This window comes from Pelovirga sp., assembly GCF_059864205.1.
The window spans coordinates 1-26,690 of record NZ_JCBCBS010000160.1 but is presented as its reverse complement, the minus strand read 5'-3'; the positions used below and the strand labels follow the sequence as shown (position 1 = coordinate 26,690).

The 26,690-nt window shown below is 51.8% G+C and carries 23 protein-coding genes; 21 read left to right on the top strand and 2 right to left on the bottom strand.

Features of this window, described 5'->3' with window-relative positions:
- The 4 genes from argJ to AC6F7T_RS10560 form a co-directional block, all read left to right on the top strand.
- The coding region (argJ, locus tag AC6F7T_RS10575) for a bifunctional ornithine acetyltransferase/N-acetylglutamate synthase (protein WP_500718663.1) at nt 1–714 on the top strand (714 nt) is incomplete at its 5' end.
- Complete coding sequence (gene deoC / locus AC6F7T_RS10570; RefSeq protein ID WP_500718661.1) at nt 715–1,386, top strand: deoxyribose-phosphate aldolase; 672 nt, start codon at nt 715–717, stop codon at nt 1,384–1,386.
- A complete protein-coding gene (locus AC6F7T_RS10565; RefSeq protein WP_500718659.1) occupies nt 1,362–2,561 on the top strand; it encodes a phosphopentomutase in 1,200 nt (399 codons plus the stop codon). The genes deoC and AC6F7T_RS10565 overlap by 25 nt, the downstream gene beginning before the upstream one ends.
- A gap of 40 nt (nt 2,562–2,601) precedes the next feature.
- The gene (locus tag AC6F7T_RS10560) at nt 2,602–2,985 is read left to right on the top strand and encodes a DUF2914 domain-containing protein (protein ID WP_500718657.1); all 384 of its coding nucleotides are present in this window, start codon (nt 2,602–2,604) and stop codon (nt 2,983–2,985) included.
- A 78-nt stretch (nt 2,986–3,063) separates the two neighbouring features.
- Here the strand turns inward: AC6F7T_RS10560 and AC6F7T_RS10555 are convergent, their stop codons facing one another.
- Nucleotides 3,064–3,489, bottom strand: a complete 426-nt coding sequence (locus AC6F7T_RS10555) for a MucR family transcriptional regulator (protein ID WP_500718655.1) — start codon at nt 3,487–3,489, stop codon at nt 3,064–3,066.
- A 222-nt stretch (nt 3,490–3,711) separates the two neighbouring features.
- Here AC6F7T_RS10555 and AC6F7T_RS10550 point away from each other — a divergent pair, with 222 nt between their 5' ends.
- The 17 genes from AC6F7T_RS10550 to AC6F7T_RS10470 all read left to right on the top strand — a co-directional run bounded on the left by AC6F7T_RS10550 (nt 3,712) and on the right by AC6F7T_RS10470 (nt 24,003).
- A complete protein-coding gene (locus tag AC6F7T_RS10550) occupies nt 3,712–4,752 on the top strand; it encodes a deoxyguanosinetriphosphate triphosphohydrolase (RefSeq protein ID WP_500718653.1) in 1,041 nt (346 codons plus the stop codon).
- A 179-nt stretch (nt 4,753–4,931) separates the two neighbouring features.
- Nucleotides 4,932–6,470 (top strand): response regulator, encoded by a 1,539-nt coding sequence (locus AC6F7T_RS10545; RefSeq protein ID WP_500718651.1) that lies wholly within the window; start codon nt 4,932–4,934, stop codon nt 6,468–6,470.
- 167 nt (nt 6,471–6,637) lie between these two features.
- Nucleotides 6,638–9,322, top strand: coding sequence for a valine--tRNA ligase (locus AC6F7T_RS10540; protein WP_500718650.1), 2,685 nt, complete (start codon nt 6,638–6,640; stop codon nt 9,320–9,322).
- Nucleotides 9,323–9,643: 321 nt separating this feature from the next.
- Nucleotides 9,644–10,318 (top strand): succinate dehydrogenase cytochrome b subunit, encoded by a 675-nt coding sequence (locus AC6F7T_RS10535; protein ID WP_500718648.1) that lies wholly within the window; start codon nt 9,644–9,646, stop codon nt 10,316–10,318.
- Nucleotides 10,319–10,328: 10 nt separating this feature from the next.
- The gene (locus AC6F7T_RS10530) at nt 10,329–12,245 is read left to right on the top strand and encodes a fumarate reductase/succinate dehydrogenase flavoprotein subunit (RefSeq protein ID WP_500718646.1); all 1,917 of its coding nucleotides are present in this window, start codon (nt 10,329–10,331) and stop codon (nt 12,243–12,245) included.
- Entirely contained in the window at nt 12,245–12,997 is a 753-nt protein-coding gene (locus AC6F7T_RS10525; RefSeq protein WP_500718644.1) for a succinate dehydrogenase/fumarate reductase iron-sulfur subunit, read from the top strand. The genes AC6F7T_RS10530 and AC6F7T_RS10525 overlap by 1 nt, the downstream gene beginning before the upstream one ends.
- Nucleotides 12,998–13,155: 158 nt before the next feature.
- Nucleotides 13,156–14,142 (top strand): bifunctional riboflavin kinase/FAD synthetase, encoded by a 987-nt coding sequence (locus AC6F7T_RS10520; protein ID WP_500718642.1) that lies wholly within the window; start codon nt 13,156–13,158, stop codon nt 14,140–14,142.
- Nucleotides 14,139–15,002: a shikimate dehydrogenase gene (aroE, locus tag AC6F7T_RS10515; protein ID WP_500718641.1), complete on the top strand. Its 864-nt coding sequence runs from the start codon at nt 14,139–14,141 to the stop codon at nt 15,000–15,002. The genes AC6F7T_RS10520 and aroE overlap by 4 nt, the downstream gene beginning before the upstream one ends.
- A 21-nt stretch (nt 15,003–15,023) precedes the next feature.
- A complete protein-coding gene (gene pilB, locus AC6F7T_RS10510) occupies nt 15,024–16,724 on the top strand; it encodes a type IV-A pilus assembly ATPase PilB (RefSeq protein WP_500718640.1) in 1,701 nt (566 codons plus the stop codon).
- Between the two features lie 155 nt (nt 16,725–16,879).
- Complete coding sequence (locus tag AC6F7T_RS10505) at nt 16,880–17,992, top strand: PilT/PilU family type 4a pilus ATPase (protein ID WP_500718638.1); 1,113 nt, start codon at nt 16,880–16,882, stop codon at nt 17,990–17,992.
- Nucleotides 17,993–18,030: 38 nt separating this feature from the next.
- A complete protein-coding gene (locus AC6F7T_RS10500; protein WP_500718636.1) occupies nt 18,031–19,239 on the top strand; it encodes a type II secretion system F family protein in 1,209 nt (402 codons plus the stop codon).
- A gap of 6 nt (nt 19,240–19,245) precedes the next feature.
- Nucleotides 19,246–20,886 carry an ATP-binding protein gene (locus tag AC6F7T_RS10495; RefSeq protein WP_500718634.1) on the top strand — a complete coding sequence of 547 codons (1,641 nt, stop codon included), beginning with the start codon at nt 19,246–19,248 and terminating at the stop codon, nt 20,884–20,886.
- A complete protein-coding gene (locus tag AC6F7T_RS10490; protein WP_500718632.1) occupies nt 20,879–22,255 on the top strand; it encodes a sigma 54-interacting transcriptional regulator in 1,377 nt (458 codons plus the stop codon). Before AC6F7T_RS10495 ends, AC6F7T_RS10490 begins: the two co-directional genes overlap by 8 nt.
- A 399-nt stretch (nt 22,256–22,654) precedes the next feature.
- A complete protein-coding gene (locus AC6F7T_RS10485; RefSeq protein ID WP_500718631.1) occupies nt 22,655–22,855 on the top strand; it encodes a RelB antitoxin-like protein in 201 nt (66 codons plus the stop codon).
- A gap of 18 nt (nt 22,856–22,873) precedes the next feature.
- Nucleotides 22,874–23,167: a nucleotidyltransferase domain-containing protein gene (locus AC6F7T_RS10480; RefSeq protein WP_500718629.1), complete on the top strand. Its 294-nt coding sequence runs from the start codon at nt 22,874–22,876 to the stop codon at nt 23,165–23,167.
- A 348-nt stretch (nt 23,168–23,515) separates the two neighbouring features.
- The gene (locus AC6F7T_RS10475) at nt 23,516–23,719 is read left to right on the top strand and encodes an addiction module protein (RefSeq protein WP_500718627.1); all 204 of its coding nucleotides are present in this window, start codon (nt 23,516–23,518) and stop codon (nt 23,717–23,719) included.
- A complete protein-coding gene (locus AC6F7T_RS10470; protein WP_500718625.1) occupies nt 23,716–24,003 on the top strand; it encodes a type II toxin-antitoxin system RelE/ParE family toxin in 288 nt (95 codons plus the stop codon). Before AC6F7T_RS10475 ends, AC6F7T_RS10470 begins: the two co-directional genes overlap by 4 nt.
- 34 nt (nt 24,004–24,037) lie before the next feature.
- Here the strand turns inward: AC6F7T_RS10470 and AC6F7T_RS10465 are convergent, their stop codons facing one another.
- Complete coding sequence (locus AC6F7T_RS10465; RefSeq protein WP_500718623.1) at nt 24,038–25,267, bottom strand: ISL3 family transposase; 1,230 nt, start codon at nt 25,265–25,267, stop codon at nt 24,038–24,040.
- Between the last annotated feature and the right edge of the window lie 1,423 nt (nt 25,268–26,690).

Below are 26,690 nucleotides of genomic sequence, written 5' to 3'. Positions count from 1 at the left end.
CAGGGTGCAGAAAATTATTCCCTGCTTGGTCTGGCCAAGGGCGCGGGGATGATCCATCCGGACATGGCCACCATGCTCTGCTTCGTGATGACAGATGCCCTGATCGACAGCAGCGTTCTTCAGCAGATGCTGACGCGTGCGGTGGCGCAGAGCTTTAACGCGATCACCGTCGACGCAGACACTTCGACCAATGATATGGTCCTGTTGCTGGCCAATGGTGCCGGCGGTTCAGAGATCATTGCCGGTAGTCAGGCGGCCGATATCTTTGAACAGCATCTGAATCGGGTGCTGCTCGATCTGGCAAAAATGATTGTCCGTGATGGTGAGGGGGCCACCAAGCTGGTGAGGGTTATGGTGAAGGGGGCGCGAACGGCTGAGGATGCAAGAATCGCAGCGCGCTCGGTTGCGACCTCGTCCCTGGTCAAGACCGCATTTTTTGGGGAGGATGCCAACTGGGGCCGGATTATCGCCGCTGCCGGCTATGCAGGAATCGACCTGGATCCGGAGCGGATCGATATCAGTTTTGATGAGGTCACCCTCGTCAGAAACGGCATCTCAACGGGAACCGCCGATGAAGCCCGTGCCAGTGACGTTCTTAAAAAAGAGAGTTTTACTGTCACTGTGGATCTGCACATTGGCCATGGGGAGGCCAGTTATTACACCTCTGATCTGAATTACGAATATGTCAGGATCAATGCGGACTACCGCAGTTGAATGAAGATGGAAAACCTCGCCCGGATGATCGACCACAGCCTGCTTGCTCCAACGACAACGACACAGCAGATTGCCTGCCTCTGTGAAGAAGCCGTGGAGTATGGTTTCGCTTCCGTTTGCATCCCCCCCTGTCATGTTTCCAGCGCGGCCAAAAGACTTTACGGATCGGATACCCTGGTGGGAACCGTTGTCGGTTTCCCCTGTGGCTATACGACACTGCGCCAGAAGGTGCAGGAAGCCGTCGATTATATCAATGCCGGTGCCGGTGAAATTGACATGGTCGTCAATATCGGCCAGACCCTCGAGAGCCGCTTCGATCTGATCCATGAAGAAATCGCCCAGGTGGTGCTGGCTGCCAGGCAAGTGCCGGTCAAGGTAATTATTGAATGTTGTTTTTTGACCGATGATCAGAAGCGCATGGCAGCCGCGACAGTCGTCAACGCCGGCGCTGCTTTTGTCAAGACCTCCACCGGCTTTGGCCCTACCGGCGCTGTGGTTGAGGATGTCGCGCTGCTGGCTGCTGTGGTGAATGGGCGTATCGGAGTGAAGGCGGCAGGGGGAATCCGCAGTCTGGAGACTTGTCTAGAAATGCTTGAGGCTGGGGCCACCAGAATTGGAACCAGCGCGGGGGTACAGATGATGCGACAGTGGCAGACGCAGTTGGGCGTTTGAAGATTATGTTCAAGCGGATTATCGTTATCGTGCTTGATGGCGTCGGTGTTGGTGCGCTGCCCGACGCTGCTGACTATGGTGATGCAGATGCCGCCACCCTGCAACATGTGGCAACGGCCGTCGGTGGTCTTGATCTGCCCCATCTGGAGCATCTGGGTTTGGGGTGTATTGTTCCCATCGATGGGGTTGCTGCGGTTGAGAACCCCATGGCCTGCTGGGGCAAGATGGCTGAACAGAGCACCGGCAAGGATTCGGTGACGGGTCATTGGGAGCTCGCCGGCGTCCTGCTTGAAAAAGGCTTTGCCACCTATCCGCAAGGTTTTCCACCAGAAATTATCGATGCCTTTATCTCCGTCGCAGGCATCGCACCCCTGGGCAATATCGCTGCCAGTGGTACCGATATTCTGCGCCAGCTGGGGGAGGAGCATCTGCGCACCGGTAGACCCATTGTTTACACCAGCACCGATTCGGTGTTTCAGATAGCCGCCCACCAACGGCTTATGTCGTGCGATCAGCTCTACGCTCTGTGCCGTGCTGTCTTCGAGATATTGACGCCCTACAATATCTGCCGGGTGATTGCGCGACCCTTTGCCGGTGACAGTGCCCAGTCGTTTTATCGAACCTCAGGGCGGCATGATTTTCCGCGGCGACCACCGCAGCCGACCCTGTTGGAACAGTTGCAGCAACGGGGGGTTATCACCTGCGGCATCGGAAAAATTGAGGACCTCTTTGCCGGTCAGGGGCTGGACCGCAGCGTGACAACAGATGATAACCGGATGGGGATGGCGCAAACGCTACAGGCTCTGACCGAGGTTGACAGGGGGCTGATTATGACCAACCTGGTCGACTTTGATATGGGTTACGGACATCGCCGTGACCCAACCGGCTTCGCCCGCGCGCTGAAGGATTTTGATGCCTGGCTGCCACAGCTGTTTGAGTCGCTTGAGGCGGAGGACCTGGTTGTGATCACAGCCGATCACGGCTGCGATCCGACAACGCCGGGAACCGATCATAGCCGTGAATATGTTCCATTGCTTGTGGTGTCCCCAGGGCTTGAGCATGCGGTTAATCTGGGGGTGCGCGCCAGTTTTTCGGATCTTGGTGCAACAGTGGCGGAAAACTTTGGTATGATCAACCACAGGGGGAAAAGCTTTCTGTCTGAGTTGCGACCCTGAAGGCGAGGATTGACCGGAAACTTCAGTCAAAGGGATGGCTATGATTAAAAATCTGTTATTGCTGGTGGTGGTTCTGGGGATCAGTCTGAGTGCGCAGGCTGCTGAGCTTGAAATTTTGGATAAAGCGGTCACAACCGCTATCAAAGACCAGATGCCGGTCGATCACATCGGATCTTATCCGGCCGATTATGGGAAACTTTACTTTTTTACCCGGGTTGTTGGTGCCAGCCTGCCAACCGAGATCACCCATGTCTGGATATTCGAGGATCAGGAAATGGCACGGGTCAGCTTGCCGGTTCAGTCGCCCGACTGGCGAACCTATTCCTCAAAGCGCTTTCTGCCGCAGTGGGCAGGACAATGGAAGATTCTTGTGCTGGATGCGCAGGGACGACAGATTGCCGAGGACTCCTTCGCTCTGGAGTAGGGGCTTCGCTCGATCCCCGTCACAGGACAATCAGCAACAACAGGCCTGACTGTCCGGCGACGGGAGCAGCTCTGCTGTTTATTTTTTGCTGTTACGCTGTGCACGTGCTTTGGCGAGGTTGTCGGCCAGGCCGCGGTCAACGGCCATCTGGCGGCGGCTTTCCGAGTAGTTTTTTGCGGCCAGAGACTGGCCGCGTGGAACGTTGAACTTTTTGCGGTATTCGCCGGCGGTCATGTCGTGGCTTGTCTTCAGGTGGCGAGACAGGGTTTTGAACCCTTTGCCGCAGATCATGCAGTAGATTGTATCTTTACCAAACGCCTTTTTGAGACTGATAGCAGGTTCTGAATCGGATGATTCTTCTGTTTCCAAAGCCTCTCCTTTTTCCAGTGCTGTCAGTGTTGCGTGTAGTTCCGTTAATTCGACAATTAATTCTTCTTTTGTCATCGGGGTTGTAGATGCATGAGCAGCAATAATATCAGCGGCCATTTTCATAATAGATGACATAATGTGTTTTTCCCTTTCGTTGGTTTAGAGTCAGCAGGCGTTATGTGTTACTGAAACATGCGTGTTTTGTTTCTGTGAAATTGTTATCTTACTAAATCATTCTTCTGCAGAATATCAAGAAGAAAAAAGAAATCTATCCGTTTTTTAACTCGTCACTTGTTTTTTTCATATTGCAGGGTCTGGTGATTATCATTCTTTGTCGTGCATGACCGAAAGAGATTTATGAATATCAGGGAATCACAAGAAGAAAGCGAGCTCCGTTTCCTTTCGCAGCAGGCTTGTTACAGTGCAAAAAGTCAGGGACGACAGTATCCTTCCAGATCTTGTTCTATTCGAACTGTTTTTCAACACGACCGCGACCGGATTCTTCACAGCAAGGCGTTTCGTCGTCTCAAATATAAAACCCAGGTTTTCCTGTCCCCGGAAGGGGATCACTACCGCACCAGGCTCACACATACACTGGAGGTTTCGCAGGTAGCGCGGACCGTTGCACGCGCGCTGCATCTTAATGAAGACCTGACCGAAGCGATTGCCCTGGCACATGATCTCGGGCACACCCCCTTTGGTCATGCGGGGGAGAAGGTTCTTGATGAATTGGTTGGCGGCGGCTTTCACCATGTCCGGCAGAGCCTTAGGGTCGTCGATATCCTTGAGAAAGATGGCAGTGGGCTGAATCTGACATTTGAAGTCCGTGATGGCATTCTTAAACATTCAAAAGGGCAGGGTGGTCTCTTGACTGTTCCCGCGGAACAGCTTGCCTGCACCCTCGAGGGGCAGATCGTCAGGCTGGCAGATATTATTGCCTACGTCAGCCATGATCTGGATGATGCCATCCGTGGAGGGGTTATTTCTGAGGCCGATGTGCCGGCTGAAATCACGGCCGTTGTTGGCATCCGTCACTCTGTGCGGATCAATCGTATGGTGAGTGATCTGATCTGTAACTCCATGGCAGCAGACCCCTTGTACATTCAGCTGTCAACGGCAATGGATGCCGCTGTTCGCGCCCTAAGAAGCTGGTTGTATGCGCATGTCTATCGTGCCCCTGTGGTTCAGGCTGAGTTTGACAAGGCGGCGTCGTTGTTGCGTCAGTTGTTTCGATACTTTGTTGAAAATGAAGAGGTTTTTTTACAGCACGGGGGGCACCGATATGAGGGGGATGCCCTGGAGGTGTCGGTCGCAGATTTCCTTGCAGGGATGACCGATCGCTTTGCCCTGGCATTGTACCGGCAGCTGTTTCTTCCCAAACCGTGGCAGGCCGCTTGACAGGTGCCGGTCTCCATGCTAGTTTTGCAAAGATTTTCAAGGAATAACAGGGGGTTCTGTCAACATCGGAGCGATAATTCACAGCACTGAGCAGTGATCTGCAAGATTCCGTAAGTTGCTGCGAAGTCAGACGTTACTAAAGGTCGGGCGCTTAATTGCCGAGGGCACGAGGAGACTCAATGAAGAAGAAACTGTTGTTGGCCGATGATAGTATCACCATCCGGAAAGTTGTCGGCATGATCTTCGCTGCCGAAGATTACGAACTGTTGGTCGCCGGCGATGGCAACACCGCGTATGAGATGGCGATTGCTCACACGCCGGAGCTGGTGATAGCTGATGTTTCGATGCCGGGCAAGGATGGTTTTGAACTGTGCCGTGCGGTAAAAAGTCATCCGGCTCTTGCAGCAACGTCGGTGCTGCTGCTGCCCGGCGCTTTTGAGGTGTTTGACGAGCAAAAGGCGGCCCTGGTCGGAGCGGACGGATGGCTGGTAAAGCCCTTTGAATCGAAGACTTTGATTGACAAGGTTAAGGCTTTACTTTCAACCAAACCGCTGCGGATTGAGCCTGTTGAGGATACCTTTGAAGACAGTCTCTATCAACCGGAAGACGCTGTTGCTGCCGCCCATGGATCCGTGGATGATACTGAGGAGATGCCGGAGGTTCCGGTTGAAGAAGAACTGAGCATTGAGGATGACGATCAGATCTGGGGGTCGGTTTCCTTTGAAGAAGAAAATCTGAAGCCCCATGATCTGCTGGCGGCAACCGATGCCGATGCCGATGAAGAGGAAGAGGACGTGGAGCCGGAGACAGATTCCCCCTGGGATGACATCCTGTCAGTTGAAAATCCTGGTGCTGCAGAGCCGGCTTCGGAAGCCGACGAAGATGAGTTGGTCGAGCTGATGGAAGAGGATCTGCTCGACCAGGAGGATCTGATTGAAGACAGGGAAACCTTTGTCGGTCACGATGAGGATGATGCGGATGGCTTCGAAGCAGATTTTGATGATGATGCGGATAACGGAATCCTCGATCTGACCGAGGATGACATTGTCGCATCAACAGACCTGGCGGACGAGCCCCTTACGGAGCAGCACAGATCCGAAGAGACCGAACCTGTCCATGAGTTTGCTGCTGCTGACAGTGCTACCACAACAGCGGGGGGACTGTGGCCTGATGATGAAGCGGATGAGGAGACAAAGTCTCTGTCTGGCGACGAAGACGATAGGGATTTTGTCTTTGGTGTCAATGAGGATGCTTCTGCTTCTGCAGAGCTGACAGCGGAGGAGGAGACCCCGGGATTTGTCTTTGCTGATGGCCGGGAGCTTCCTGTTGCTGAGTCCGCCGATGCACAGGACCATGATTTTATCTTCGTTGATGACGAAGGGGGCAGTGTCAACACCGACATTGCTTTTGCTGAAGAGGAGGCAACACCCGAATTCGCTTATGTCGCAGCCTCAGCACAGGAGGCTGAAGCAGAGGACAGCGATCTGCCTTTGCACTCCGAAACTCCGACTCCTGCTGCACCAGGTCGGCAGATTGAAGATCAGTTGTCCGCCTTGTCCGAGGAGGAACTCAAGCAGATCATCGAGCGTGTTGCCGGTCCGATGATTGAAAGGCTTGCCGGGGAGCTGCTTGAGAAGATGGTCTGGGAGGTCGTGCCTGACCTTGCCGAAGCGCTGATCCGTGAGGAGATACAAAAGATCAAGACAGACAACAACTGACCCATCAATGACCCCTTAAGCCGTAAGACGTTTGATCAACAGCCTGCAGCGGGGATCTGCGGAAGTCTTGACTTCCCTGGACTCCCCGCTTTATTGTCTCTGCTCAAAACCGGCCGGGGGCCATCAGAAATGTTCTTAAATACAGCGAAACAAAGGACTTGCACAAAATGAACGAGCACTTGCCAAAAGCCTACGACCCGGCTCAGATTGAGCAGAAGTGGTTTGATATCTGGGAGCGCCGCGGGGATTTTCGCGCCGATGAAAATTCTGACCTTCCCGCCTATTCTATCGTTATTCCACCCCCCAATGTGACCGGTGTCCTGCACATGGGGCACGCACTGAACAACACACTGCAGGATATCCTCTGTCGTTGGAAGCGGATGTGCGGTTACCAGGTGCTGTGGATGCCGGGTACCGACCATGCCGGCATTGCCACCCAGAATGTCGTTGAAAGGCAGTTAACAGCGGAAGGGCTGGATCGTCACGAACTGGGGAGAGACGCTTTTGTGGAACGGGTCTGGCAGTGGCGTGAAGCCTCCGGCGGCCAGATTATTCACCAGCTCAAGCGCCTCGGAGCCTCCTGTGATTGGGAGCGCGAGCGTTTTACCATGGACCAGGGGCTGTCCGCTGCGGTTCGCGAAGTTTTTGTTCGTCTTTATCAGGATGGATTGATCTACCGGGATAACCGTCTGATCAACTGGTGCCCTCGCTGTCATACCGCCTTATCAGACCTTGAGGTTGAACACGAGGACAAAAAAAGCCATATCTGGCATCTGCGTTATCCGGTCGCTGGTTCTGATCGTTTCATCGTGGTTGCGACAACCCGGCCGGAAACCATGCTCGGTGATTCTGCTGTCGCCGTTCACCCTGAGGACGAACGTTATCAGGATCTGGTCGGTAAAAATATTCTGCTGCCACTGGTCAATCGGGAGATTCCGGTCATCGCGGATGATTACGCGGACAAGGATTTTGGCAGCGGTGCAGTGAAAATGACACCGGCGCACGATTTCAACGATTTCGCTGTTGGCAAGCGGCATCATCTGGAATTTATCAATGTGCTTGATGAGTCCGGTAATATCAACGAGCTGGGGGGCTCCTATGCAGGGATGACCGCCCTTGCTGCACGTCAGCAGATCGTTGCTGATCTGGACGCCCTTGGATTACTGGAAAAGGTAGAAGAGCACACCCACGCCGTTGGTGAATGTTATCGCTGTCGCGCCACCATTGAACCCTATATGAGCAAACAATGGTATGTCGCTGTCAAGCCGCTGGCGGAGCAGGCTATCGCTGCCGTGAAAGCAGGTGACACCAGAATCCTGCCGCTGCAGTGGGAAAAAACCTATTACGAGTGGATGAACAATATTCAGGATTGGTGTATCAGTCGCCAGATCTGGTGGGGGCATCGGATCCCGGCCTGGTTCTGTGACAGCTGTGATGAAATCAGCGTTGCCATGACCGATATCACCTGCTGTGAACATTGCGGCAGTCAAAAGATCCGCCAGGAAACCGATGTTCTTGATACCTGGTTTTCCTCTGCCCTGTGGCCGTTTTCGACTATGGGCTGGCCTCAGCAGACAGCGACCCTGCGCAAATTCTATCCGACCAGCTGCCTGGTGACCGGTTTTGATATCCTCTTTTTCTGGGTGGCGCGGATGATGATGATGGGTCTGCGCTTTATGGATCAGGTCCCCTTCAAGGAGGTTTACATTCATGCTCTGGTGCGCGATGCCCAGGGGCAGAAAATGAGCAAGAGCAAAGGGAACGTCATCGATCCGTTGACCGTTGTTGATGAATATGGTGCCGATGCTTTCCGTTTCACCCTCTGCGCCTTTGCCGCTATGGGGCGCGACATCAGGCTGTCGACGGAGCGCATAGGCGGCTATCGTCACTTTGTCAACAAACTCTGGAACGCCAGTCGTTTTGCCCTGCTGAACCTGGAAGATTTTGACCCGGCAGCCATCGATCTTGACGCCGTGACGCTCCCCCCTGCAGAACAGTGGATTCTGCATCGCTACGATATAACGACACGGCAGATGAATCAGGCGTTGTCGGAATATAAATTCAATGATGCGGCGAGTATCATTTACGCCTTTACCTGGCACGAATTCTGTGACTGGTATCTGGAGTTGAGCAAGCAACCCCTCTATGGTGACGACCCGCAAGGGCGTCTGCAAACCCAGGTCGTTCTCTATACCGTCCTTGAGGGTCTGCTGCGCCTGCTGCATCCGATTCTCCCTTTTGTAACAGAGGAGATATGGCAGACGCTGCCGGGACAACGCCCTGCTGTATCGATCATGCAGGCAGCCTATCCGTCAGGGAGCGGATTTGTTACCGATCAGGCCGCAGTCGCCGATATGGAAGTGGTCATGGATATCGTGCGTGCCATCCGTAATGTGCGGGGCGAGCTTGATCTGCCGCCGGGGCAGCGGATCAGGGTATTGCTTGACTGCAAAAATGAAGCAACAATGGCAGCCGTAAACAGCGGTGAGGTGGCGATCATCAGTCTGGCCCGGGTCGCTGAATTGACCGTCGGCATAGGTACCCTGCGCCCTGAGGATGTCGCAACCCAGGTTGCCGGCGATGTCGAAGTGATGATTCCCCTGACCGGTCTGATCGATCTGGCAGAAGAGGAATCGCGCCTGCGTAAGGAGATCGACAAGGTTTACAAGGATGTTGATTTTTTCAGCCGTAAATTAAGCAATGAAAAATTTGTCCGCAACGCCCCGCCGCAGGTTCTCGATAAAGATCGCGCGAAGCTTGCCGCGGCCACCGAAAAACATGATATTTTACAGCTGGGTCTGCAGAAGATCCTGACCTTGCAGGCATCACGTAAAGAAACGGAAAGGCTCTGAATGAGCACTGGAATTTATCTGCGGACCGATTTTTTTGTTTAAATTTATAACAATGTTTAGTATACAGTATACTATTTGATTATCACATAATCGCTGGGCCAATGATAACTGCTTTGGTATTGTCAGTCTGACTTTTAAAAAAGGATGTCGACTATGACCAGGAGGCTGAATACGTGGCGTGGGCCACCAGGCCAGAGTTGCAAATCTCGGTTTCAGGAGGAGAGGAGAGCTGGACCGGGTCGTTAAGCTGATATCGCTGATTGAATTTGGGAATTTATCCCTTCATTGGCCATCATTCACACTCTTCGAGGGACGTTCATTATGAATCTATTGACAAGCACTGTTGGAAGAAAAATTCTGATGGCTGTGACCGGGCTGCTGCTGCTCGCGTTCGTCACAGTTCATCTGATAGGCAACCTGTCGGTCTTTGCAGGCCCCGACAGCATCAATGCCTACGCCAAAGCTCTGCAAGACCTGGGTCCGCTGGTCTGGTTGTTCCGTCTGGGTATGCTCGCTCTGTTTGCGATCCATATCACCTTCGGCATCCAGCTCTACATGGAGAACAAAGCGGCCACTCCTGAGCCCTACGCTATCGAAAAAAACCTGGTCACCAGTTTTTCTGCCAAGACCATGATTTTCACCGGGCTGATTATTCTCCTGTTCCTGCTCTATCATCTGCTTCACTTTACCATTCAGGTGACCAATCCGAGCATCTCTGCTGTGAATCTGCCACTGGACGCAGCATCGCGTCTGGATGTTTATTCGATGATGGTCTTCAGTTTTCAGAAGGTCTTTATTTCCCTGATTTACATTCTTGCCATGGTCGCGCTGCTGTTGCATCTGGCGCACGGGATTTCAAGCTGGGTTCAGACCCTCGGCTGGAGTACCGGGCCGAGCCAGGACAAGGTCATCTCTATCGGCAAGATACTGGCTATCGTATATGGGCTGGCGTATATCGCTATCCCTTTGTTAATCCTCGCTCGCATTGTGAATTAGGGGGCTTATTGTGATATTAGATGGAAAAGCACCTACAGGTCCGATTGAAACATCCTGGGACAAACACCGCTTTGACATGAAGCTGGTGAACCCTTCCAACAAACGTAAATACAAGGTTCTGGTCGTCGGTACCGGCCTCGCTGGTGGTGCTGCTGCGGCATCTCTGGGCGAACTCGGCTACAATGTGGAAGCCTTCTGCTATCAGGACAGCCCGCGTCGCGCTCACAGTATTGCTGCCCAAGGTGGTATCAATGCTGCCAAGAACTATCCCAACGACGGTGACAGTATTTACCGCCTGTTCTACGATACCGTAAAGGGTGGTGACTTCCGCGCCCGCGAAGCTGACGTCTGGCGTCTGGCACAGGTCTCCAACAACATTATCGATCAGTGTGTCGCCCAAGGGGTTCCCTTTGCCCGTGACTATGCCGGATACCTCGATAACCGCTCCTTCGGCGGTGCTCAGGTTTCGCGGACCTTCTTTGCCCGTGGCCAGACCGGTCAGCAGCTGCTGCTGGGTGCCTATTCGGCCCTGTCCCGGCAGATCAAAAACGGCTCGGTCAAAATGTTTGCGCGTCGTGAAATGCTTGATCTGGTTGTCGTTGACGGTGTTGCCAAAGGGATCACCTGCCGTAACCTGGTGACCGGTGAAATTGAGTCCTACTGGGGTGATGCTGTCATCCTTGCGACCGGTGGCTATGTTAATGTTTTTTATCTGTCGACCAACGCTATGGGCTGCAGTGTTACCGCTGCCTGGAAAGCTGTGAAGAAGGGTGCCTTCATGGCCAATCCCTGCTATACCCAAATTCACCCGACCTGCATTCCTCAGCATGGTGACAAACAGTCTAAACTGACTCTGATGTCTGAGTCCCTGCGCAATGATGGTCGCGTCTGGGTGCCCAAAAAAGCCGAAGATTGCGCCAAGCATCCCAGCGAAGTGCCCGAAGCTGCTCGTGATTACTATTTGGAACGTAAGTATCCGTCCTTCGGCAACCTGGCTCCCCGCGATATTTCCTCGCGTGCGGCCAAGGAACAGTGCGATGACGGTCGCGGTGTCGGTGAGAGCAAACGGGGAGTCTATCTCGACTTTGCTGACTCCATCAATCGACTTGGTCAGAAAACTATCGCTGAGCGTTACGGCAACCTTTTTGACATGTATGAAAAGATTACCGATGAAAACGGTTACGAACGGCCGATGCGCATTTACCCTGCACCTCACTATGCCATGGGCGGCCTCTGGGTCGATTACCAGTGCATGAGCAACATCCCCGGTCTGTTCGTCCTGGGTGAGGCCAACTTTTCGGTGCATGGTGCCAATCGCCTCGGTGCTTCCGCTCTGATGCAGGGTTTGGCCGACGGTTATTTCGTCATACCTTACACCATCACCCCCTATCTGGCATCGATCGAGCCGGGCAAGGTCAAAAATGACCATCCTGAATTCAAGAAGTCTGCTGAAGACGTTAGAAGTGAACTTGACAAGATGTTGTCGATTAAAGGCAAGAAAACTGTCGGTGAACTGCATCGCGAGCTTGGTAGCGTTATGTGGGAAGACGTTGGTATGGCTCGTAGCGACGCCAGCCTCAATCATGCTCTCAAGCGTATTCCGGAAATCCGTGAAGAGTTCTGGAACAACGTCAATGTCACCGGTAATGCTATGGAGCTTAATCAGCAACTAGAGAATGCCTGGCGTTTAGCTGATTTTATCGAATTTGCTGAAATGCTGGCTACCGATGCATTGAATCGCGAAGAGTCCTGTGGTGGTCACTTCCGTGTCGAACATCAGACCGACGATGGTGAAGCGATGCGTAACGATGAAGATTTCAGCTATGTTGCTGCCTGGGAGTTCAAAGGCGCCGGCAAGGCTCCCGAGTTGCACAAGGAACCGCTGAAATTCGATAACGTCAAGCTTGCCGTAAGGAGCTATAAATAATGAAACTTACATTGCATGTATGGCGCCAGCAGGGGCCGGAAGATAGTGGCAAACTGGAGACCTATAAAGCTGACAATATCAGCCCCGATCAATCGTTCCTCGAAATGCTGGATGAGGTGAATGATGATCTGATCAAGACCGGAAAAGATCCCATCGCCTTTGACCATGATTGTCGCGAAGGAATCTGCGGCATGTGTTCACAAGTGATTAATGGCCGTCCCCACGGTCAGCAAGAATTGACGACTGTTTGTCAATTGCACATGCGCCAGTTTAATGATGGTGACGAAATTTTTATTGAGCCCTGGCGTGCCAGAGCGTTCCCGATCCTCAAGGACCTGATCGTTGATCGTACGGCTCTTGACGTGGTCATGCAGGCTGGAGGTTACACCTCATGTCATACCGGCGGGGTTGCCGACGGTAATGCGCTGCTGGTCGGCAAGCCGGTGGCTGACTATGCCATGGATGCTGCCGAGTGCATCGGCTGTGGTGCCTGTGTAGCAGCCTGTCCGAACAGTTCAGCAATGCTGTTCACCAGCGCAAAAGTGGCTCAACTTGCGGTACTGCCGCAAGGTAAACCGGAAGCAAAGCGCCGGGTCAAGGCAATGACCGAAGCCATCTTGTCCGAAGGTTTCGGCAACTGCACCAACCACTATGAGTGTGAGGCGGCCTGTCCAAAAGGGATCAGCGTCAAGTTTATTGCCAAACTCAACCGTGAATACGTGAAGTCGATGATTCCCAGTTCCATGGACTAAAAAGTGCTTAAAAAAATGAAGTAACGTGCAGGGCGGATCGATAACGGTTCGCCCTGCTTTTTTTATCCATGGCACGTATTTAAACCTTGTCTCCGGCTCTAATCTATCGCTACTATTCAAAGGGTTGTTATTGTAAATTCTTAAGGGTCTCTTGCACTGTGAATATTATTGAATCACTGGCTGATATACCCGCCGACTTTTCCCCAAGTGTGGTTACCCTGGGTAATTTTGATGGCGTTCATTTAGGCCATCGCGCCCTGTTTCGTCGATTGGTTGATAGCGCCCGTAGCGATCACCTGCAGTCCGTGGTCTGTACCTTTTATCCCCATCCCCTCAAGGTCCTCGCTCCTGACCACGCGCCGTTACTGCTTAATACCAGAGATGAACGCCGTCGTCTGATTGCCGCCTCGCATGTTGATTGGCTGGTTGAAATACCCTTTGACCGATCCTTTGCCCAGCAATCACCGGAGGAATTTGTCGAAAAGATTCTGCTAGGCCGGTTGGCGGCTCAAAAGCTGGTTGTCGGTTATGACTATGCCTTTGGCCGGGGACGACGCGGCACGCCCGAATTTCTGCACGAATTTTGCCAGGCTAGAGGTGTCGCTGTAGATATCCTGCAGCCGGTCAGCGCCAATGGCCACCCTTACAGCTCAACCCGCATCCGTCAGCTTGTTGCCGCAGGTCTGGTGGCGGATGTTGTGCCGCTACTGGGACGTCACTACAATCTGTTTGGCGAGGTCGTCAGTGGCTTTGCGCGCGGGCGTGAATTGGGGTTTCCAACGGCAAATTTAAGCACTGAAAAAGAATTGATCCCGGCACCCGGGGTCTATGTTGTCAAGGTGCGACATGGTGACCTGGAATATGGCGGGGTGGCTAATATCGGTTATCGTCCGACCTTTGGTTGCCATGATATCGCTATCGAAGTTCATCTGCTCGACTACAGCGGCACAATTTACGGCGAAAAATTAAGGGTCTATTTTATCGAACGACTGCGCGAAGAGCGCACCTTTGCTGATGTCAGTGAGTTGTCTGCGGCCATCGCCGCCGATGTCCTCAGGGCGCGACAGATACTGCAACGCGTCCAGGTCGTACAATATCAGGAATATCTGGCACCACAAGAAGGTGGTAAGGGAGTTGACGGGTGATACAGGTGGTGACGGGTAAAACGGCTGTTTATGGTGTTTTTGGTGATCCGGTTGCGCACTCATTATCGCCGCTGATGCATAACGCTGCTTTTGTGCACTGTGCCATCGATGCCACCTATGTCCCTTTTCATGTGACCGCTGATGGGCTGTCCGCTGCCGTTGTCGCGTTAAAAGCTCTTAACATCAAAGGCATCAATGTCACCATCCCGCACAAAGAAGCGATTATCCCTTTACTGGATCATGTCGACCCGGCAGCCCGACAGATTGGCGCGGTCAACACGGTGATCAACAGCAATGGCAGATTGATCGGTTATAATACCGACAGCAGCGGTTTTATCCGCTCTGCCCATCAGGATCTCGGCTTTTCGCCACCAGGCAAACAGGTGTTGCTGTTGGGTGCCGGTGGCGCCTGCCGGGCTGCTGTTCAGGCGCTGCTGGCGGCCGGGGTGCAGCGCATAATCGTTGCAAATCGCAATCTTCAGCGTGCCGTTAACCTGATTGAATCCTTTCAGAGCGATGCAACACAACCACAGTTGGTGGCTGTTTCTTACCAATCAACAGAATTTTTACAGGCTGTTTCAGTTGCGGATCTCCTGGTGAATACCACCTCTGTCGGCTTGCATGGGGAAAACTTGAATTTTCTTACATTGGAGAACATTAAAGGTAGCGCTTTAATATTTGATATGATATATTCCAAAACTGGCACGGCGCTGGTTCAGGCAGCTCGATCGCGCGGGCTGGCAAGTATTGATGGTTTGAGTCTGCTTGCAGCCCAGGGTGAGGATGCATTCAATATCTGGACCGGGGAGAGCCTGCCTGACGGTTTTATGCGTCAGAAATTAAATGAATATCTGGATTAAATGGGAAAGGGATAACGGCATATGAGTGTCAGCCGGCTGGGTGAGTTGCTGATCAGGAACCAGATGATTTCCGATGATCAACTGGTAAAAGCTATTTCTGAGCAGAAAAAACAAGGGATACGACTGGGGGCAGCCCTTATCAAGCTGGGCTATATTCAGGAGCACGATCTTGCGACCTTTCTTTCCAAACACTACGGTGTTCCTTCCATCGATTTGAAAGAATTTGACATTGATCCTGCCGTTGTCAAACTGGTCCCCGCCGAGGTTGCCCAGAAATATCAGCTGATACCGATCAATCGGGCCGGTTCAACCTTGATTGTCGCCATGTCTGACCCATCCAATATTTTTGCCATCGACGATATCAAATTCATGACCGGCTATAATGTTGAGGTCGTTGTTGCATCCGAGGCAGCCGTCAAGGAGGCCATTGATCATTATTATGATCAGTCAGCCACCATGGCCGATGCCCTGGGTGAATTCGATGATATTGATCTGGAGTTGGTGGGTGATGACGAACTGGAGAATATCAATGAGCTGGAAAAAGCCAGTGAGGACGCGCCGGTTGTCAAGCTGGTCAACCTGATTCTTACTGACGCCATCAAAAAGAAGGCGTCCGATATTCATATTGAGCCCTACGAGCATATGTTTCGTGTGCGCTACCGGATCGATGGCGTGCTTTACGAAGTGATGAAGCCGCCGCGCAAGCTGAAAAACGCCATTACTTCACGTTTGAAAATCATGGCCAACCTGGATATCGCCGAACGCCGACTGCCGCAGGATGGGCGCATTAAAATCAAGCTGGGCCGCGGGGAGGAGATGGATTATCGCGTCAACTGTCTGCCGACCCTGTTTGGCGAAAAAGTCGTTCTGCGTCTGCTCGATAAAAGCAATCTGCAGCTCGACATGACCAAGCTCGGCTATGAAGAACAGGCGTTGAAATGGTTCAAACACGAAATCCATAAACCTTTTGGCATGGTGCTGGTTACCGGGCCGACCGGTAGTGGTAAAACCGTCTCTCTCTATTCAGCCCTGTCCGAATTAAACAAGGTCAGTGAAAATATTTCTACCGCCGAGGATCCGGTCGAATTTAACTTTGCCGGGATCAATCAGGTGCAGATGCACGAGGAGATCGGCCTCAACTTTGCCGCCGCACTACGCGCCTTTTTGCGCCAGGATCCGGACATCATCATGATTGGTGAGATTCGTGACTTTGAGACCGCTGAAATAGGTGTCAAAGCGGCCCTTACCGGTCACCTGGTTTTGTCAACCCTGCATACCAACGATGCGCCAAGTACCGTTAATCGTCTGCTGAATATGGGGATTGAACCCTTCCTGGTGGCTTCGGCCGTCAATCTGATCTCTGCCCAACGTCTTGGCCGGAGAATTTGTGCGACCTGCAAAGAACCGGTCACGCACCCCCTCGAAGCACTGACCACTGCTGGCCTGTCCGAGAATGAAGCGCGCAAGATCACTGTTTACAAAGGGCGTGGCTGTTCTGAATGCAATGATACCGGCTATCGCGGGCGGGTTGGTTTCTATCAGGTCATGCCGATGTTTGAACCGATTCGCGAGGCCATTCTGGCCGGTGCCAATACCGCCGAAATTAAAGCAGAGTCGATGCGTCTCGGAGTTAAAACCATGCGCCAGGCAGCACTCACCAAGATGGCGGAAGGGGTAACGACATTAGAAGAGGTATTGCGGACGACGATAGCCGATGATTAGGGGCGGAATGCGGTATGCGGAATATAGAATATAGAATATAGAATAGTGCAGATAAAATGATGTCCTGGATTTTCTTCTGAATTCTGTATTCTGAATTCTGTATTCCACTGCCCCGCTGTTTGTGGCGGGGTCGATTACTCACGGGGGTTACTTGTATGGCGAACATGCACCAGTTACTGAAAACCATGATTGAGCAGGGGGCTTCTGACCTGCATCTGTCGACCGGATCTGCGCCGCAGATCCGTATTGATGGTAAAATGCGGCCCATCGAAGCGCCGAAAATGACCGCAGCTGATACCAAACAGCTCTGTTACAGTGTCTTGACCGACGCCCAGAAACGCCGCTTTGAAGAAGAAAACGAACTTGATTTGTCGTTCGGGGTCAAGGGGTTGTCGCGCTTCCGTGGTAATATCTTTGTCCAGCGCGGGGCAGTGGCGGGGGCTTTTCGCGCTATTCCCTTCGAGATCAAAAGCTTTGACGATCTCGGCCTGCCATCGGTGGTCAAGAGCCTGTCAAGAAAACCGCGGGGCTTGATACTGGTAACCGGCCCGACCGGCAGCGGTAAAACCACCACCCTGGCGGCGATTATTGATGCCATCAATTCCGAGCGTAGTGAACATATCATCACTATTGAAGACCCTATCGAATATATCCACGCGCACAAAAAGTGCCTGGTGAACCAACGCGAGGTGGGTGCCGATACCAGTTCGTTTAAAAAAGCCCTTAAATATATCCTGCGGCAGGATCCCGACGTCGTTCTCCTCGGAGAATTGCGTGACATTGAAACCATCGAGGCGGCCTTGACCATCGCCGAAACCGGCCATTTGTGTTTTGCCACTCTGCATACCAATTCCTGCGTGCAGACCATGAACCGGATTATCGACGTCTTCCCAACCAATCAGCAATCCCAGGTGCGTACCCAGTTATCCTTTGTCCTCGAAGGTGTCTTGTCACAGGCTCTGTTGCCTAAGGCCGGTGGCCAGGGGCGCTGTATGTCGCTGGAGGTGATGGTCCCCAATGCGGCGATTCGCAACCTGATTCGCGAAGATAAAATCCACCAGATTTATTCGCAGATGCAGATTGGTCAGGACAAGTTTGCCATGCAGACCATGAACCAGTCTTTGTTCCTGCTGGCCCACAGTCGTCAGATTACTGAGGATGATGCCCTGACCCGTTCTCATGACCAGGACGAATTGCGCCAGATGTTTGCCAATCCACAGTCGGTGTTAAGTCGTAAACGAACCATCAATCCCGATCGAAAGATGTAACAGATCGTTGTAAAAGCTACTTGTGAAAGGGGAGGGCCATGCCGAAGTTCACCTGGACAGGCCGGTCAAAAGACGGAAAAACACAAAAAGGAACCATGGAAGCCGCCAGTGAAGGGGCCGTGACGGCCAGTCTGCGACGCCAGGGGATTCAGGTCACCAAGGTCAAGGGTGCCGGTGGTCTCAATGCTGAAATCAATATCGGCTTTCTCCAGCCCAAGATTACCACTAAAGACATTGTTGTCTTCACTCGTCAGTTCGCGACAATGATTGATGCGGGATTGCCGCTGGTGCAGTGTCTGGACATCCTTTCCAATCAACAGCCCAACAAAACCTTCAAGGATGTGCTGCTCAAAGTGAAGGCAGATGTTGAATCCGGCTCCACTTTTGCCGACGCCCTGCGCAAGCACCCCAAAGCGTTTAATGAGCTTTATGTCAATCTGGTTGCTGCCGGTGAAGTTGGCGGCATCCTTGATACCATCCTCAACCGTCTGGCGGTCTATATTGAAAAAGCCCTGAAGTTGAAGAAAAAGGTCAAGAGCGCCATGACCTATCCGACCACCATCGTCGGTATTGCCGTGGTGGTTATTGCTGTTATCCTCATTTTTGTTATTCCGGCCTTTGAAAAAATCTTTGCCGATTTCGGCGGTGCCTTGCCGGCACCAACCCAGATAGTTATCAACCTGAGCAACCTGATCCAGAATTACTTTATCATTATTCTGGTGCTGCTCTTTTTAGCCATCTTTATTATTAAAAAGATCTACGCCACCGACAAGGGGCGCCGGGCTTTCGACCGCTGGGCGCTGAAGCTGCCGGTTTTCGGAATGTTGATCCGCAAGGTTGCTGTGGCCAAGTTTGCCCGCACCATGTCGACGATGATCTCCAGTGGCGTGCCGATTCTAGATGGTCTGGATATCGTTGCCAAAACCGCCGGTAACCGCACCGTCGAAGATGCCATCAAACAGGTGCGCATCAGTATCAGTGAGGGCAGAACCATCGCCGAACCCCTCAAGGAATCAGGTGTTTTCCCGCCAATGGTCTGCCAGATGATCGAAGTCGGAGAGCAGGCCGGGGCGTTGGATACGATGCTCAGTAAAATTGCTGATTTTTATGATGATGAGGTGGATGACGCCGTCAACAACCTGACCGCAATGATGGAACCACTACTGATGCTGTTTCTCGGTACCACCGTTGGTGGTCTGGTTATCGCCATGTACCTGCCGATTTTCCAGATGGCCGGGAACGTTTAGCGGTACATGTCAGCGGGTGAACCTAGCGACAAGCAATTGACACGTTCAGAACACCGCAGTCTGGTCTGGTATCTGGTCTGCCGGACTGCGGTGATCACGCTGGTGCTTGGCGGTGCCGCATTCTTTTATTTTCACGGCAACCTCGCCTATTCCGTCACCCCGCTGTTTTTTCTGGTGGGAGCTTCCTACGCACAAGCTCTGATCACCGCTTTCCTGCTTCCACGTATCAGAACGGACGCTTTTATCACCCAGGTTCAGATTGTTTGGGATCTGCTCTTTGTGTCGGCTCTGATCCTGCTGACCGGTGTGGTTGAGAGTCTGTTCTCTTTTTTCTACCTGCTGGTGATTATTTCCGCCAGTTTCCTGTTATCACGACGGCTGACAATTCTCGCGGCAGCCTGTTCGGCGATCATGTTCGGTGGTATTCTGCTGCTGCAGTTTTACGACCTGCTTGGTCCGTTGACGGGTGAAAAAAATGTTGCCGATGCGGTTTATTTAAACTCCCTGTTTGTTCATCTGGTCGCTTTTTTTCTGACTGCTATTTTGAGCGGAACCCTGGCTGAGCGCTGGCGGCGCAGTGAAGAACGTTATCAGCGTAAAAATATCGATTACATCGAACTAGAGGAGATCAGCAAGACGATTCTGTCCCATATCAGCAGTGGCGTTATGTTGATCAACCCGCAAGGGCGTATCCGCTCATTCAATCAGGCAGCCAGTGAAATAACCGGCCTGTCCCTGCAACGGGTATATGATTATCCGGCGGCAGATTTTGTACCTGAAATCAGCAACAGCATTGCTTCAGGAAAAGGTCCGGCGTTTCGCGCAGAGGCAAACTATATCCATCCTTCGGGAGAAACTCTTTCTTTGGGTTATACCACCGCTGCGGTACGGAACAAGCGTGGTGAAGACCTGGGAACCCTGGTGACGTTTCAGGATCTGACCCAATTCAAAAAGATAGAAACCCAACTCAAACGGGCCGATCGTCTGGCCGCCATCGGCAGGCTTTCTGCGGGGCTGGCCCACGAGATTCGTAATCCGCTGGCCTCGATCAGTGGTTCTGTCCAGTTGCTGTGCGAAAACAATCAATTAAATGACGAAGACCAGCGCTTGCTGGATATTACGGTAAAAGAGACAGAACGGTTAAATCATCTGTTAACCGAATTTCTGCTCTATGCTCGTCCTCCAAAGCCGTTCAGGACCGCTTTGGATATGTCAATACTGCTCGATGAGTTGCACCAGCTGTTATTGCGTGACCAGCGTTTTGCTGACATCAATATACAAACCGAGGTATCGCACCCCTGCGTAGCTTTTCTTGATCGTGGTCAAATATGGCAGGTATTGTGGGATCTTGCCATCAACGCCGCAGAAGCCATGGCAGGTCAGGGACGATTGTTGATCACCGTCAGAGCTGAAAATAACTGTCTGTTGATCGTCGAGGACACTGGTCCCGGTATCGCTGAAGAGCACAGGGAGCGCATCTTTGAGCCTTTTTTTTCTACCAAGGAGCGGGGAACCGGGTTAGGTCTGTCAACCGTTTACTCAATAGTTGAAGCCCATGGTGGCACCATTCGTGCTGAGCAGTCCGCCCTCGGAGGGGAGAAGTTTATCATGAGCTTGCCGCAGGCTGCCGGAGGTGAACATGAGTAGTCATGGTGTAAGAATTCTGATCGTTGATGATGAACAAAGTCTGCGCGAAATGCTTGGCGTGTTGCTCCAACGTGAAGGCTACCAGATTGATGCGGCACAAAACGGCGAGGCTGCCCTGGAAAAAATTGCCGGCAATAGCTACGACCTGATCGTCAGTGATATCCGCATGCCCCGTCTGTCCGGTATCGATTTGCTGCGCCGGTTACGTGAACAGGATGACGAAACCACCACCATCATGATCACCGCGTTTTCCTCTACCGAAGAAGCGGTTGAGGCGATGAAACTTGGTGCCTACGACTACATCACCAAACCCTTTAAAAACGATGAAATCCGTCTGGTGGTCAAGAAGGCCCTGGAGCGGCGGCAACTGCAGCGCGAAAATCGTCAACTGAAACAACAGCTGGGTGAGCGCTTTTCGTTTAAAAATCTGGTTGGCGACAGTGTCGCCATGAAAGAACTGATCACCCTGCTTGAACGCATTGCCCCGAGTCGTGCCAACGTGCTGATCACCGGCGAGAGCGGTACCGGCAAAGAACTGGTCGCCCAGGCGTTGCATCTGGGCAGTGAACGCAAAAAACACCCTTTTGTACCGATTAACTGCGGGGCAATCCCTGAGAACCTGCTCGAGAGTGAACTCTTTGGTCACGAACGCGGCGCCTTCACCGGTGCCGACAAAAAAAAGCAGGGGCTGTTTGAAACCGCTCATTTGGGCTCCCTGTTTCTCGATGAAATTGGCGAACTGCCCATGGGGATGCAGGTCAAACTGCTGCGCGTATTGCAAGAGCGCGAATTCCGCCGCGTCGGTGGCACCAGCACGATCCCGCTGGATATCCGTCTGATCGCCGCCACCAATCAGGATCTGGCGGCCAATATTGCGCAAGGGACCTTTCGCGAAGACCTCTACTACCGTCTCAACGTCGTGACCATCGAACTGCCACCCCTGCGTGAACGGCGCAGCGATATCCCTTTGCTGATCCAGAATTTCTACCGCCGGAAAACCGGCCGCAACGACAACTATCAGATCGACAAACAGGCTCTGGAGCAGCTGCTCAATTACGACTGGCCGGGTAATGTGCGCGAACTCGAAAACCTGGTCGAACGTTGTCTGGTGCTGGGGGATCAGACATTGCTTACGGTCGATTGTCTGCCGCCGCAATTGCACCAAAAAACCTTGTCATTACCCGCTGACCTGCGCGAGATCCCCGCCGGATTCCATATGGAAAACTGGCTCGAAGAACAGGAACGGCAGATTCTCCTTGCCGCCCTCAAACAGGCCGCCGGTGTTCGCACCAGGGCCGCTGAGCTGCTCGGCATCAGCTTCCGCCAGATCCGTTATCGGCTGGATAAACTGGGTATCGGGGATCATTGAAACAAAGAATTAACGTAACTATTCAGCACTATCCTTGCGCAGGGTCTTTGGCTCCTGTGGTAAGGGTTTTTGTCGCCATGGACGGCGACAACAAGCGGTCATGGATGACCCAACGAGAAACAATCGCGTCCCTTGACATCGGATCCCTGATCCGGTGCTGAACAGTTACCTTCATTCAACAATTAAACACCGACCCCCGTGTGGACACTGGAGAGGTACTGAGGAGGAGAGGCGGGGAGGCGTGACCGCTGGTGCCGCATGAATGAAAATCTGATATGATAATTCCTGGCTTGAGAGATTAAATAAGAAGCAATGCTGCTGAGTGCCTGATGAACGAGTACGGATTTAGACCAAAGCTGCTTTTGCCGGTCTAATGAATAAGAATAGGGAGGTCAAACTATGATTGATCTGAGTACATTGCGGGCGCAGTACATAACAGATGAATCCGGTAAGCGGGTTTCCGTCATCTTGCCCATGGTCGATTTTAAGGCACTGATGGAGGATATCGAGGATCTTGCTGCCGTTGCAGAGCGGCGTGATGAACCAACTATTTCACATCAGCAGTTGATTGATGAATTGAAGCAAGAGGGCTTGTTATAAAATTCCAGGAGATTGCCAGTGTTTCCTTTACGTGAAAAAATCCACCAACAGCGAGAAGAAATCATCCAGGTCGCTGGTCGTCATCGTGCGGTGAATATCCGATTGTTCGGGTCTGTTGCGCGTGGCGATGAAAACGAGGCTAGTGACATTGATATGCTGGTTGATTTTCTACCGGGAGCCTCATTGCTTGATCAGGTCGCCTTGATTCAGGATCTATCGGATAAATTGCAGCGTAAAGTCGATGTCGTTAGCACCCGTGCACTCAATCCCCTTTTGCGTGAAGATATTCTCAAAGAAGCGGTTCAATTATGAAGAACAAGGCAGTTTATATCGCCGCCGCCCTCGACTGTATCCACCTCATCAATGACTACACAAAAGATTATCATTTTGATGATTTCAACGCCGACAAAAAGACTCAGGACGTCCCCAGTCCCCGACCTTAGGTGTTGACCCTACCGTGTGTGGTTTAAAGATTTTACCGTGACAAAAGTCTGAAGATTTTCCTCTGGCATCTCTCCATCTCTTGCGCCTCTGCGTTAGAACAGTCAGGGGACTGGCTCCGCGAGGTGCCTGTCCCCCTGTCCTTATATGAACGCTGATGCCCTTTAGACGAAAGTCTGATAAGATTAATTTCTAACGTTGAGATACAGAGGAGTTTTTATGGGCACTCAAAAAGTTTTAGAAAATGCACTGCAACTAAAACCCCAAGACCGATTGGTTCTGGTTGATCTACTGCTTGAGAGTGTTGATCGCCCTGATCCGACAATTGATGATATCTGGCTTGAAGAAGCCCAGCGGCGTCTTGTGGCCTATCGTGCAGGTAAAATGAAGACAATATCCATGGAGGAACTGTTCGGCGCATGAGGGTTCACTTTACTTTTCATGCCGGAAGCGAACTTGATGATTCTGTTGCCTACTACGAGTTACAACATCCTGGTCTAGGTGTTCGTTTCAAACAAGAAGTACGTGCTGCTATTGCCCGTATTTTGGAGTTTCCTGATTCCTTTCCTGCGATTAGGGGTTCAGTTCGTAAGGCGTTTGTTCGCGCTTTTCCTTACAAGGTGCTTTTTTCTGTCGAAGGTAGCAGTCTGATCATTCTTGCGATAGCCCATCAGCACCGACTTCCAGATTACTGGGTTGATCGGTAAAGCTTCGATTCCAAATTTTTTGGTTCTTTCGCATTTAAGTTGAAAGTCTCGGACTCAGCAGTCCGCAGTGTTGATGAATTTTGAGGAGGAAATAGACCACATCCTTGTAGCCGTAGGCCATCCTCTTCAGCCGCTTGATTTTATTGTTGATACCTTCGGAGATGGCTGACGTTATCCGCATCTGGAAGTAGTTCAGGATGTAGTGCCGCTTGCGGAAAAACTTCAGTGCCAGATCAACAAAGGCCGGTATTCTGGAAGCGAAGGCTTCACGGATCCACTGCCTGAGACCAGCCTGGGCCGTCTTGCGGCATCCGGCGCGGTAAACTTCGAGGAACTGTTCTTTGAGCAACATGGAACGGTAGACGGTGTCGTTCAGTTCAGCGAGTTGATCAAGAACAGTTCGCTGCCGCTTTGAGGGCTTGCCCTGCATCAGGATGAAGCGTTTGCGGCAATGCAGTATCTCCGCCAGGTCGGGATTCTTATCCTGCCTGGCCTTGCGGAGTTCTTCCTTGCGGACAGTGTCGACAGCATCATTGAGGTAACTTTTGACGTGGAAGTGGTCGAGAACAATCAGGGCGTTCTTTGCATGCTGCTTGATCGAGGACAGATAGCCCCTGGCCCCGTCACAGGCTGCCGCCTCGATGTTGGCTGATTGTTCCTCGCCCAAGTCAGCGAAAAAGGTGTCCATGGTCTGTTTGCCACGGCCGTCATGGTTCCAGATCACCTTGCGCTGCTCGATGTCGATGACGTTGGTGACGTACTTGTGCCATTTTTGCCAGGCGACCTCGTCAACGCTGATGTGGGTGGGAGCAGGCACCGGAGACAACTTCTCCCGTGCCAGTTCTTCCAGCATGCTGCGGTCGATGCGGTAGACAACTTCATCGTCGAGATTCAAGAACCAGCCCGCTTCGGCGTTGGTGGTGATGGAGGTCAGGCGATAGACCTGCTCGGCAAAACGGCGAGTGAAACGACCGCGCAACTGTTCAAACTGCTCAACGCGGATTTTGCCGTCAACAGGGCAGCGGACCTTGCGTTTGGGCACATAGAGAAAAGTTCGCTTGCCGCACAGTGGCAGGTCTTCCACACGGACCCAGCCGACACTGTGGACAGGCGTGTGGTGCACGTCACCGCAAGCGGAACAAACCGGCCCGACAGGGTCGATTAAGTCGACATAGAAATGAAGGCTGTCAGTGTTATGATCAAGCACTTTGACCACCTCAAAATTGGGCAAATCGAGCAGTTTCGTGATAGTCTTTTTCTGCATCGGGTTTCTCCTTCCGGATTGGTTTTTGTCGGCAAACAAAACCCTACCAGATTGGTTAAACCTGATGCACTTCTTTATCAGGCAGAATACAGCCTGTTATAGCGTTTCAACTTTTTTACGAATGAACCAATTTTTTTTACTGGCGATTTAGCCGCGATCAAAATCTGACAAAACACCCTTAAAGACAAAAATCTTTTCGACACGGTAAAGTCAACAGCAAAGATGACGCGGTCAAAGGCTTTAACGGAGAGGCGCAGAGAACAACATTGAATTTATACCTTTATTCCAAGCATTTCTTGGTGTACTTGGAGCCTTGGTGGCTGATTTAAACCTATGATCAAAAAATGCCACCAAGACACAAAGATCTCCAAGGGGGAGCAGAATCCAGGTTGCCACATTGCTACTCTCTCCGCCTCTCCAACTCTCGCGCCTCTCCGTTAAAGGTTTTTTGCCTTTCCCCTGAATTCTGTATTCAATATTCTACATTCTGCCCTTGTACCAATTTTTGTCACCCCACCTGACAATGATTGACACTCCATCATGAAATGTCACTTAATTATGTTGATTTGATGCGTTGGTTGTGCCCACACCGTTGCCGACAGGCTTTCGCCTGGAAAATAATACCAACTCATAAACTTCAATGATTGCAGAAAGTTAGGGCTTTTTACGTTGTCGTACTTGAACATCCTATCACCCGCAAAGTAACCAAATGATTACACTTGTGTCAATGGTGTTGTCTTTTTTTGCTTGCGTTCCAGTTTGCTAACCTGTCTCAAGCCGGTGGGCTCAGTTCTGCCGGAATTTTAAATCACCAACGGCGGTTCGCGCACCGCCAGGCGAGCGTTAGCGAGAGGGGGGCGCGAGGTTCATGTCTCCCTGTCCGTAATGAAATCAGGGCAGACACGCAGGTCTGCCCCTACGGTTTTTAATGACGGCTGTTGGTTCTCAAGGGTGTCACCTTATGGGCACCTGTAAAATCAGAACCGAAATAAAAAATGCCGTTGTAGGGGCAGACCTGTGTGTCTGCCCGATAATCGTTCGTGAGTTTACCCACTAACAATTTTTGTGACCTCCCACTGACAAAAATTGACCCTTCATCATGAAATTTCACTTATCTTTTGTCGCGAGGTCATCATTCAAAGCCTATATGCGTTCCAATGGATCTATTTATCGTCATAAACACAATTTTTTTTCACCGGTTATTTAAAAATAAAATCCTGTAGATCCAGCAAGGTAGAGACTCTTAATTAATCAAGGCCGCATTTTTAACCACCTTTGTTTTCTAAATTTATCTTTTCTTCCGGTTGTTGGCACTCAGCTTGCTTGAGCGTGAGTAAGCATAAAACGAACAAGCCGGCATGGGGTCCGGCACTCATTCACACTTTTACAAAAGGAGTTACACCATGATGTTGAGCAAGTTTCA